The following is a 12,164-nucleotide window of genomic DNA, read 5'->3' on the forward strand; positions in this document are numbered from 1 at the left end:
TCTTACTCGGATTTCAAGCCTGCTTATAAGGATTAATCCTTCCAAAGATCCATAGCATTTCTGAAATCTGCCGATACCTGTGTCAACTGAGGATTGCTTGCTTCTCTTTCTGCCCGCTTAGCCTCGATTTGAGCCACACTTTTGATACCTTCATGGCGCCAATTTCTCAAAATTGCCTGAATGTACTTCCAGTTTGGTTTTCCATTCAAAACAGCTTCACGAAGAGCTTCCTTAATCAAGTCAGTACTGGTCCCATCTTCCTTAAGTGTCTTGGTCAAATCCTCAATCTCAAAAGGGGTCAACAAGCGTCCAAACTCCTGCTGGAAGGTTTCCACCAAATCCTTGAGCTGATTTTGAGGTGTCAACTGGTCTGAACTTGAATGAGCAGCTCCAAGCAAGTCATCCAACCGTTCCAAAGCCAAACTAGCATCAAAAAGCAATTCGATTTCGCCATTTAATTCGATAGTACGATACTGAAGCAGTCCCCTTTCTGTCAGATTAGAAATGGACTGGTTGACATCTGAAATTTCCTTGCCAATCCTTTCGGCAATCTGGCTTGGAGACATTTCTTTCAAACCTGTCGTATTTTGCAAATAGAAAAATTGCCAGACCAGAAAATCATCGCTGGAAGGAAAGAGTTCCTTAAAATGCAAGAGCAGAGCACTCGGTAAAACCAAGTTCCCTGATTTAAAAGCGTCTAAATATGTCATGATTCCTCTTATAAATACCCATATGCAGATGCATCATCTTCTATCTTTCTCCAGTCAAAAGGCGTCTCCTGATAGACCGCATAGTTTACCCAGTTACTGAAAAAGAGGGCTGCAGATGAAGACCAACAAAGGCAAGGTGTCTGGTTGACATCATCATCCTTAAAGTAATTTTCTGGAATATGTGGATTTAAACCTGCGTCACGATCCCTAAAATACTCTTTTGCCAAGGTATCACGGTCGTACTCCAAATGCCCAAAACTATAAATTTCTCGTAAATCACGACTAGCCAAAATCGAAACCCCAACCTGAGGTCCTTCTGATAAAATCTCGAGATTGGTTTTGTTTAAGACATCTTCCTTAGAAATCTCCGTGTGCCGAGAATGAGGTGATACGTAACTATCGTCAAAACCTCTAAAGAGAAGATGACCTTCCTTTAAGGTGTCCTGAGGATAAATACCTGATAACTTACTGTCCATCTGGTATTTTTCAACCCCATAACGCAGATAGAGTCCCGCCTGAGCACCCCAACAGATATGAAGGGTCGAATAGACATGGGTCTTGGACCACTCGATTACCTGACTAAATTCCTCCCAATAGTCCACTTCCTCAAATGGTAAATGCTCAACTGGAGCACCCGTGATAATCATCCCATCAAAATACTCGTCCTTAACTTCAGGAAAAGTTTTATAAAAGGTCTCCATGTGCTCTGAACGAGTTGTCTTAGAACGGTGGCTTTCCATATAAAGAAAATCAATATCCAGTTGCAAGGGCGTATTCGCCAAATGGCGCAACAACTGGGTCTCTGTGACCATTTTCTGTGGCATGAGATTTAAGATTAAAATCTTCAAGGGACGGATATCTTGGTGGGCCGCACGTTGATCATCCATGACAAAGATGTTCTCTGTCCGTAAAATCTCAACAGCTGGTAATTTTTTATCAATTCGAATCGGCATAACCCTCTCCTAACTGTACTCTTTCAGGAATAATTGCATATGTTTGAAACTCTTCGAAAATCTCTTCAAACCGTGTCAACGTTGCCTTGCCGTAGATATATGTTACTGACTTCGTCAGTTCTATCTGCAACCTCAAAACAGTGTTTTGAGCTGACTTCGTCAGTTTTATCTGCAACCTCAAAGCTGTACTTTGAGCAGCCTGCGGCTAGTTTCCTAGTTTGCTCTTTGATTTTCATTGAGTATGAAACTAAATCTCAAACATCTAGTCCTTTTATTATACTGCAAGAAGATATAGTTTTCAATTATACTTTTTCTCTAACTAGCTATAGTCTATTTTTATATCCTAATGTAGAGAAAACAGCCCTAGGGACTGTTTTTGATTAATAATGCATCAAAACTTTGTAATCGTAGTCACCGATTTTTTCACGGCCGTTCAATTCATCCAATTCAACAAGGAAGGCACAACCTGCTACAATACCACCAAGTTTTTCAATCATCTCGATGGTTGCCTTAACAGTTCCACCTGTTGCCAAGAGATCATCTACAATAAGAACACGTTGACCTGGCTTGATGGCATCAGCATGCATAGTCAAGGTATCAACACCGTATTCTTTTTCGTAGTCAGCAGAAATGACTTCGCGCGGTAATTTACCTGGTTTACGAACAGGTGCAAAACCAATTCCTAACTCAAAGGCAACTGGACAGCCCACGATAAAACCACGAGCTTCAGGCCCTACGATCATATCAATTTTCTTGTCAGTCGCATACTGAACGATTTCACGAACAGCGTAGCTATAAGCATTCCCATCAGCCATCAAAGGACTGATATCACGGAAGGTAATCCCTTCCTTTGGATAATTTTCAATTGTTGCAATGTAATCTTTTAAATTCATCTTTTTCTTTCTTTCAAAGTTTTTTACTCTCTATTATAGCATATTTTTTAAGAAAGAAAAAAGGAAAACTTAACTTCAATGATTATCTAACGATTTGACGATTTATAACTAGCCATCGCAATAAATCCCAAGTTCTTTTTATTCTTATCAAACATTTTATACATAGTTAAAAACTGCTTTCTATTCTCCTTTTTACAAGCATTTACGCAAATTTTCAAAGTTCCTAGCCAACCTTCGTCATAAATCATACCTGATAATTTCATTAATGTCATTTCACCAGTCAATACTTTCACATCACAATAACCTGATTCTATCATCACCTGTTCCCAACCATCTTGAGTTAAAGGACCTACATTTACATGAATTGCTTGTGACAGTTCCTGTCTGACAGACTCTTTAGCTTCCTTAAGAAGCACATCATGTGTCAAGAGAAGACCTTCAGGTTTTAAAACCCTTAGATATTCCATTACACATTTTTTCTTAGCTTGATCGGCTTGCATAGTCAGCATAGCTTCATTTATAACAATATCAAAACTAGCATCTTCATAAGGAAGTTTCATTGCATTTGCTCTTTCAAACCTGATCAAATGAGCAACACCTGCCGTTTCAGCAGATTTTTTAGCCACTTCTAAAGCTTGAGCATCCATATCAACAGCAGTTATCTTACAACCAAAACGCTGTGCCAACTCAATTGCTGTAGTTCCCCTATTACACGCAACCTCTAGTATCCTCTTTTCTTTTGAAAATTCTCCTTCTGCAATTAACCAATCTGTGGCACGTTTTCCACCTGGACGTAAGCGTTTTTTCCCCAATTTTGCTAAAAACTTATGACCTGCTTCTGACATTTGAACACCTCTGTTTTTTCTTCATTATAACATGAAATGATATTATCTGACAATTCTAATCTATTATTTGATAAACTATAATCAAACGCATACAGTCTGCCATGATTATATCATAAATCTATTAATTAACTCTCTAGTTCAAATTCCATTGCTCACGTAGTTTACGCATATAGGTTCACTAGTAGATGGTAACCACTGAGTACTTACATCTCAGATGAACGACATGGCTGTTATACTCAAAAAAAAGAAAGGACGAAATGTGTCCTTTCTCGAGCTTAGCTTTCCTTCTACCCACTACAGTTGACAAAGAGCCAGAAAAAACCTGATGAATCGAATGATTCATCAGGTTTAAACAGATATGTTCATTGCAAACAAATCATATCAATTAGAAAGCTTAGTCTTCTTTCTTCTTGCGAGATACAAGACCAAATCCACTCAATACTCCGAGAAGTCCAAGTGCTGCAAGACGAGCATTGTCTTCTGTACCAGTATTTGGCAATTCACGCTTAGCTTCAGCTTCTTTCACTGCTGTTGGTTGTACTGGTTGTGCTGGAGTAACCGGTACTTGAGGTTTAGCTGGCTGTTCAGGCATTGCTGGAGTTGCTGGCTCAACTGGTTGTACTGGTTGAGTTGGATCAACTGGAGTTGGTGTTTGAACTTTTCTGAAGATATGTCTGATATTTCCATTTGGATCTGTCACTGTCTTCACATATTCGTAACCTGGAATTGTTCCTGGTTCTTTAGAACCTGGCTCAGTTGGTTTCAATGGATTTCCATTCTCATCAGTCCAAGTAGTTGTGTTTTGCTTACCTGGATTTGGTTGAGGAACTGGTGAAGGTGTTGGAGCTGGTGGTGTTACTTTTTCGTAGACATGTTCGATGTCACCATTTGGAAGTTTCTTAGTCTCTACGAAGCGGTAACCTGGGATATCTTTCTTAGGTTGTTCGCCATCTTCTGTTGGATAGTTTGGAATTTCATTTCCGTCTTTATCCTTGTGACTTGTCTTAACTTTCTCATAAACGTGCTCTGTATCGCCGTTTGGAAGTTTCTTAGTCTCTACGAAGCGGTAACCTGGGATATCTTTCTTAGGTTGTTCGCCATCTTCTGTTGGATAGTTTGGAATTTCATTTCCGTCTTTATCCTTATGACTTGTCTTAACTTTCTCATAAACGTGTTCTACATCGCCATTTGGAAGTTTCTTAGTCTCTACGAAGCGGTAACCTGGGATATCTTTCTTAGGTTGTTCGCCGTCTTCTGTTGGATAGTTTGGAATTTCGTTTCCGTCTTTATCCTTGTGACTTGTCTTAACTTTCTCATAAACGTGTTCGATATCGCCATTTGGAAGTTTCTTAGTCTCTACGAAGCGGTAACCTGGAATATCTTTCTTAGGTTGTTCGCCGTCTTCTGTTGGATAGTTTGGAATTTCGTTTCCGTCTTTATCCTTGTGACTTGTCTTAACTTTCTCATAAATGTGCTCTGTATCGCCGTTTGGAAGTTTCTTAGTCTCTACGAAGCGGTAACCTGGAATATCTTTCTTAGGAGTTGTACCTTCCTCAGTAGTTGTTCCTGGAATTACATTACCATCTTTATCTTTGTGAGTTGTTGTCACTTTTTCATAGATATGTTTTGTATTTCCTTTTTCGTCGATTTCAGTTTTAACTACTTTATATCCTGGGATATCTTTAGATGGTTTAGTTCCGTCTTCTGTTGGTGAAAGAGGGTTACCGTCTTTATCAACATGTGAAGTATCTGGATGTACTGTTGGAGTGTACTTAGCTGTTACTGGTGTACCGTTCTTATCTACACGTTTAACTGTTACACCTTTAGCTTTTCCTACGAAGTCAGGTTCTGGTGTGAAGGTTACTTTACCGTTTTCATCGATAGTGTATGTTCCTTCACCTGGTACTTTCTTCTCAGTTGTGCCATCGTCAAATGTTGGTTTAACAGTTTCATCGATTTCAACTGGAACTTCCTTACCGTTGATTGTAACTTTACCACCTTCAAATGTTGGTGTTCCTGATTGAGTTTGTCCTTTAGGACCTTCTGATTCAGAATCTTTTGAGGTTGGAGTTACTGGAACGACTACTGGAGTGTACTTAGCTGTGATTGGTGTTCCATTTTTGTCAACACGTTTAACTGTTACACCTGTTGCTTGACCAGTGAATGTTTTCTCTGGTGTGAAGGTTACTTTACCGTTCTCGTCGATTGTGTAAGTTCCTTCGCCTGGTACTTTCTTCTCAGTTGTGCCATCGTCAAATGTTGGTTTTACAGTTTCATCGATTTCAACAGTTTTTTCTTTACCGTTTACAGTTACTTTTCCACCTTCAAATGTTGGTGTTCCTTCTTGAATTGCACCTTGAACATTTGTAGTGATAACATCTGAACTTGTTGGTGTTGCTGGTTTTACAACTGGTGTGTACTTAGCTGTTACTGGTGTGCCGTTCTTATCTTCGCGTTGAACTGTGACACCAGTTCCCTTACCTGTGAAGTTCTTCGCTGGTGTAAAGGTAACTGTTCCGTCAGGAGCTACTGTGTATGTTCCTTCGCCTTCGATGGTTACTGAATCAACTGGATTTCCTGTTTTTGGATCAACCAATTTAGCTGGTTTATCTTCATTGATTTCAACAGTTTTCTCTTTACCATCGATTGTTACTGTTCCACCCTTGAATTCAGGTTTACCTGTTTGAGTTGAACCTTGAACATCTTCTGTTACAGCGCCTGTTCCTGTTGGTGTTACTGGTTTAACTTCTGGTGTGTAGGTTGCTTTAGCTGGAGTTCCGTTCTTATCTTGACGAACTACTTCAACACCTTTAGCTACACCTGTGAATTTTGGTTCTGGCTTGAAGGTTACTGTGCCGTCTGGAGCTACTGTGTATGTTCCTTCGCCTTCAACAGTTAATGAATCTACTTTATCTCCAGTCTTAGGATCTACCAATTTAGCTGGTACTGTATCGTCCATTTCTACAGTTTTCTCTTCACCGTTAACCATAGCTGTTCCGCCTTGGAATTCTGGTTTACCAGTTTGAGTTGCACCTTGAACATCAACAGTTTTAGCAGGTTCTGCTTCTGGTTGTGCAGGAATGATCGATGGAGTATAAGTTGTTGAAACTTTAGTCCCATTTGTGTCTTCTGCTTGAACATTAGCTGGTGTTACTTTACCAGTGTATGATTTATCTGTTGGTGTGAAGGTTACTTCTCCTGTTGCTGGATCGATTGAGTAAGTACCTACTGGCGTTACTCCGTCTTCAGCATAAGCTGGAGTTGTTTGTCCTGCTGGAACTTCATTTCCTTCTTTATCTAGAAGTTTGTATGAATTCTCTTTAATTGGAGCAATGTTGTCTCCAGGAACGAATGAAGGTGTTCCTTTTTGAGTGTCACCTTGGATAGCTTCTGATTTAGCTGCTTCTGCTGTTGGTGTTACAGGAGTAATCTTCGGTGTGTAAGTTGTTTCTACAGCTGTTCCATTTTTATCTTTAGCTTGAACGCGTACTGGTTGTACATCTCCTGAATATGTTTTATCTGTTGGCTCGAATACTGCAACAGCTTTTCCATCTACAGTTTTAAGAGTATATTTACCAATTACGTTTCCTTCTGGATCTTTAGCTGGTACCTCTTTAGCTGGTTTTCCATCTTCATCTAGAAGTGTGTAAGTATCTGGATCGATTTTTACAGATTTCTCTTTACCGTCAATCGTTGTCTTACCAGCTTCAAATGAAACTGTGCTTTCTTGAGTTTTACCTTGTACATCTGTTGTTGTAGCTGGCGTAGATGTTGGAGTTACTCCTACAATTGTTGGGGTATAAGTTGTCGAAACTTTTGTTCCATTTTCGTCTTCAGCTTGAACTTTAGCTGGTTGAACTTTACCAACATAAGTCTTATCAGTTGGTGTGAAGGTTACTTTGTTAGTAGCTGGATCAATTGTGTATTCACCAACCTTTTTACCATTCTCATCTAATGCATTGACTGGCCCATTTGCTTCTGTTCCTTCTGCATTCAACAATTTAGCTGAGTTTGCTTTGATTGGAACTGATTTCTTCTCACCACCAATTGTTGTTTCACCTGGTGCAAATGATACTGTTCCTTCTTGTGTTTCACCTTGTACTCCTGCTGATTCATCTGGAGTTGCTGTTGGTGTTACTCCTACGATATTTGGAGTGTATGTTGTTGAAACTTTTGTTCCATTCTTATCTTCAGCTTGAACTTTAGCTGCTTGTACTGGTCCAGTGTAAGATTTGTCTGTTGGTTTGAAGGTTACTTCTCCTGTCGCTGGGTTAACAGTGTATTCACCAACCTTATTACCTTTTTCATCTAAAGCATCTACTGGTCCATTTGCTTCTGTTCCATCTGCATTGAGAAGTTTTACAGAGTTTTCTTTAATTGGTACTTCTGTATTTCCTTCTGTAAATGTTGGTGTTCCTTTTTGAATTTCACCTTGAACACCAGTTGAAGTAGATGGTGCTGCTGTTGGGGTTACTGGTGTTACTGTTGGTGTATATTTACCTTTTGAAGTAACTGGAACTTTATTTCCTTCTGAATCAGTCGCTGTTACTGATACTTGTACATTAACACCTTTACCTTCTCCTGTAAATGTTGGAAGTGGTTCGAATCTTACTACACCTGTTGTTGGATCGATTGAGTATGTTCCTTCTCCTTCAACTACCACTTTGCCTTTTTCATTAGCTCCTTCTAGAGAGTATGCTGCTGTTGTCCAGTCTACATTTGTTCCATCTAGAGTGTTTGTTGCTGTATTTAACTCAGAGAAGCGATCTTTTCCTGATTTAGATGTTTGAGTTTGACCCTGCTTTCCTGTAGTTTCATCTTTTGATGGTTGAACTCCATATACAGTTGGTGTATATGTATTTTCTGTCGCTACTGTTACTGGATTTCCTGACTCATCATTGAATGTTACATTTGCTGAAACTTTTATCGGTGTAGCTGTTCCTACAAAGCCTTCTGCTGGAGTGAAACTTACTTCTCCTGTTGTTGAATCGACTGTGTAAGTTCCTTCTTTAGTTGTTACAGAAGCAACTTTATTTCCTGTCGTTGGATCTACTAGTTTGAAATCTGATACTGTAGTTCCTTCTTTTCCATCATTGAAATTATCTGCAATTGAGTCAATTTGTTTTTGACCTTGAGCTCCTGATGATTTCTCTGGATCTGTTACTACGATGTAGTAAGTTGTTTCTGCTACTGCATCTTCTGTAACTTCACCAGACTCTGTTCCATCTACTGTTGGAGTTGTTACAACACCGTTTGAGTCTACTGCTCTCGCTGTTACTTTGTAACGCCCTTTTTGAGATAATACATAAGCATTAGCTCGAGCCAAGTTTGCTTCTGCAGCTGTTTTAAGAGCTGTACGTGCTGTTTCTACAGCTTTTTCAGCCGCAACAGCTTCATCACGGGATGTAGTCTCAGTAGTTTTCAGTGTATCTAACTTAGTTTTAGCTTTTTCCAACTCAGCTTGAAGTGAAGCTTTATATTCTCTAACTCTTTCAAGTTTTTCTTCAGCTAAAGCTTGAGCTGTTGGAGAAATAGAACGTAATTTAAGATTATCTAATGCTTTTTTAGCATCTTCTTCAATACTAGTTTGACGATCTAATAATTCTTGTAGATTTGCTAATTCATTAGCAGCTGTATGTGCATCTTTAATAGCATTTGCTGCTAATTGTGATTTTTCTGCAGCTGTACGTTGAGCTTGAATATAAGCTGTTTCTTCTGCTTGAGCTCCGTTAAAAGTAGTTACTGTACCGTCTGGTGCAGTTGCTGTTACTTTTGTTTTAATCGTATCTGAATCTGTTACTGATGTTTTATCATCGATTGTATCTGCGAATGCTACATTTGCTTTGGTAGATTTAATTAAGTCTACTGATGAACCTTTTGATTCTGAATAACTTGTTGAAGTTCCTGTTGGTTTAGCATTTTGAATTGATGCTACATCTGTAGAAGATGCTTCACGGTATGATACATACCCTTTGAAACCAGAAGTCGTTTCAAGTTTCCATCCTGCGTTTGATTCAGTAGCTGTAACGGTTGAACCATCAGAGGCTGTCCATTGTTTAGATACTGAATCATAATTTACAGTTACAATAGTACCTTGAGCATTGGCTACTTGCATTTTCGGAACATTAGTTACGGTACGAGTAACATCTCCTACTTCTGTAACTTTTCCTTTTTCACGAATTTCAGCAATCTTATCTACTAAGTTAGCTGCATTAGAAGTTGCACTCCATGTACGAGTGAATTCATATACGATGTAATCAATATCTCCGTTTGCTTTCACATCAGTATACACACGTCTTTCAGTTAATGTAGAAGTTCCATTGCCATTGTCTACTAATTGATACGCATCCTCAGTTGGTAAATTATATTTACCAGTAGCACTGTTAAATGTAGCTGTATATTCTTTATTATTTACCCCTTTAACAGTATATACTTCACGTTGTAAATTAGCATGCACTCTATCTGTAGTTGCTTTCGCTGCAATACTATCTACACCTACGTATTTTGTGGATTCTGGAGTTACTGCTAAATTAATGGTTGAATCTCCTGAAGTTGATGCCGCTGCTAGTACTGCTCCTTCTTGTACTGCTGCATTTGTAGTACCTGCAGCTACTGTCCAATTGCCATCTTTAACTACAAGTTTCGTCACTGTTCCATCTGGCATTGTAATTTCCGCAGTATTTGCACCTTTTGAAATCGTTACAGGTACAGTTGTTGCATAAGCTTCAACATTCTTAACTGTAATCTTAGGAGCTACCGCAATCGTAATATTTTCATGCGCTTCTTGACCATTCATATTCCATTGATTTGAATTACCTGCAATTGTAGCATTATTATAGTCTTTTGCTAAAACAGCCGCTGTGAAAATTCCAGATTCCGTTGCTGTCCCTGTAATTAACCCAGTTTGTGGAGTATAATCTAAACCTGGGATTACATCATTAATAGTAGTTTTTTCTCCATTTTTTGCATAAGTACCATTTACAGTTGTGTGAGCTGTAACTGGACGTGGTCCATTCATAGTTGTCAATGTTGATCCATCTTTAGCAGTAAAAGTAGCATTATAAATCCCTTTATTTACTGTTTTTGCACCAGCGATTACTCGTTCACCGTTAACTGTATAATTAGTAGCATCATCACGTGTCATCGCATCATTATCAACATATTTAATATCATGACTTACTTCATCTCCAATAGTGACTAATTTAGATGAACCTTGAATTAATGGTGCAGTTGTATCTTGCCAGCCCATCCATCCTGAACGTAAGTTTTGGAAATCCATTACTTGTGTTGTTCCATCTGGTTTTGACACAGTTACTTTATAACGCATATCGTATACACCATTTTGAATGCTTGATGATACATATCCTTCAATTGTATCCGCTTTTTCATTATAAGCAGCACCCGGGATTAAGTTAGTTAATTCAATATTTGTAATCTTATATCCTGCTGCAGTAGCGGCATCAGAAAGACTAAAACGTTTCTTTACATCAGTTACATAAATGTAGTGATTTCCTTGTTCATAAGTATATCCATAAATTTCTGTTGCAAGGAATTCATATGCTCCATTAGATCCATACTGTGCATTTTGATCTAATGTACCTACTATAGTACTTCCTGTCGGACGTAATTTACCTTTCCATAGTTCAGCTTCTTCACCTAATTTTTGTGCTTCTTCTCTAGATAATGGAATATCCGTACGACCATTTTTACCAGCAACTGAGTTCACAGCTTCTGGTTGTTCTGTATTCTCAGATTGATATCCATGAACATAAATACGGTATGTTGAGTTGCCATCAAGTTCATAGTAAGATTTACCTGTCGCTGTAGCAAACTCCCCATTTTTCTTTCTTAATTCTGTTGAAGAATATGTATATCCTTCATTTGCAGAACGTAAGTTAGATCCTTTTTCGATTTCTTTTCCATTACGTTCATCTTTTGAGCCTGTATTTTCGATAGCGTTTGAATCAGACTTTTTCTCAGTATTTTCTGTTTTCTTCCCTACAGTTTCTTTACCATTTGTAGTGTCAACTGCTGGAGTTTCTTTTTTCTCAACTGGTTTATTTTTTAGTTTTGAGTTTACAGTCGTTACAAGTTTGTTGTAAGCAGCTTTTAACTCATCTTGACTTGTAGCACTTGAAAGAGCTGCCTTAGCTGACTCCAAGTCAGCACTCAAAAGAGCCAAACTTTCGTCTGTCTTGTTTGCATATTTTCCAGCAGCGAGTTTCCCAGCTACTTCATTCACATAAGACTCAAGTTGAGACTTGTCTAGTTTAGGAGCAACTTCTTCTTTTGTAACTGCTTCAGCAGTTTTTAGTGCATCTTCCTTTTTAGACTCTTCTACTTTAGGAGTCACTACTTCAGGTTTAGCTTCTTCTACTTTTACTTCCTTCGCAGTTTCTACTTTAGCCGTTTCTCCGTTCTCTTCAGCATTAGGTGATACTACTGCCACATCAGAAATGTTTCCATTTACCGCTGTTTCTGAGGCTAATACTGCACCATTTCCAAGAAACATCAAACCAGCTGCAATAGCTACCGATGCTGCTCCAAAGCTATATTTACGAATCCCATAACGGATGTATTTTTCTACTCTAAAATCTTGTTGTTGCTTGCCTTTCATCGAGACTAACAACCTCCTTTTGTTTTATATCATGTTTATAGATATAGTAAAAACCAAAACCCCTTCATTTCATTTATAAATGAAGGAATTGCCTCAAGTACTATATTTTTCCGAAACATGTATATTCATTCTATCACACTAGCTGG

The 12,164-nt window shown here is 38.6% G+C and carries 5 protein-coding genes; all 5 read right to left on the reverse strand.

The window, feature by feature from the left end; genetic code table 11:
• Positions 1-32: 32 nt before the first annotated feature.
• The 5 genes from MK480_RS07885 to MK480_RS07905 all read right to left on the reverse strand — a co-directional run bounded on the left by MK480_RS07885 (position 33) and on the right by MK480_RS07905 (position 12,018).
• Positions 33-710, reverse strand: coding sequence for a DnaD domain-containing protein (locus MK480_RS07885; RefSeq protein ID WP_268707486.1), 678 nt, complete (start codon positions 708-710; stop codon positions 33-35).
• Between the two features lie 8 nt (positions 711-718).
• The gene (gene metA, locus MK480_RS07890; RefSeq protein WP_268707487.1) at positions 719-1,663 is read right to left on the reverse strand and encodes a homoserine O-acetyltransferase MetA; all 945 of its coding nucleotides are present in this window, start codon (positions 1,661-1,663) and stop codon (positions 719-721) included.
• Positions 1,664-2,043: 380 nt separating this feature from the next.
• Positions 2,044-2,556: an adenine phosphoribosyltransferase gene (locus MK480_RS07895; RefSeq protein ID WP_049551996.1), complete on the reverse strand. Its 513-nt coding sequence runs from the start codon at positions 2,554-2,556 to the stop codon at positions 2,044-2,046.
• Positions 2,557-2,642: 86 nt separating this feature from the next.
• The gene (locus tag MK480_RS07900) at positions 2,643-3,401 is read right to left on the reverse strand and encodes a class I SAM-dependent methyltransferase (protein ID WP_084925747.1); all 759 of its coding nucleotides are present in this window, start codon (positions 3,399-3,401) and stop codon (positions 2,643-2,645) included.
• A 394-nt stretch (positions 3,402-3,795) separates the two neighbouring features.
• Positions 3,796-12,018, reverse strand: a complete 8,223-nt coding sequence (locus MK480_RS07905; RefSeq protein ID WP_268707488.1) for a YSIRK-type signal peptide-containing protein — start codon at positions 12,016-12,018, stop codon at positions 3,796-3,798.
• Positions 12,019-12,164: the final 146 nt, after the last annotated feature.

Origin of the sequence: Streptococcus mitis, assembly GCF_026782895.1 — a bacterium.
Lineage (GTDB): Bacteria > Bacillota > Bacilli > Lactobacillales > Streptococcaceae > Streptococcus > Streptococcus mitis_CB.

Excerpts from the sequence above, each read along its gene's own strand:
- MK480_RS07885 (WP_268707486.1), bottom strand. The coding sequence starts at position 710 with ATGACATATTTAGACGCTTTTAAATCAGGGAACTTGGTTTTACCGAGT.
- metA (WP_268707487.1), bottom strand. The coding sequence starts at position 1,663 with ATGCCGATTCGAATTGATAAAAAATTACCAGCTGTTGAGATTTTACGG.
- MK480_RS07895 (WP_049551996.1), bottom strand. The coding sequence starts at position 2,556 with ATGAATTTAAAAGATTACATTGCAACAATTGAAAATTATCCAAAGGAA.
- MK480_RS07900 (WP_084925747.1), bottom strand. The coding sequence starts at position 3,401 with ATGTCAGAAGCAGGTCATAAGTTTTTAGCAAAATTGGGGAAAAAACGC.
- MK480_RS07905 (WP_268707488.1), bottom strand. The coding sequence starts at position 12,018 with ATGAAAGGCAAGCAACAACAAGATTTTAGAGTAGAAAAATACATCCGT.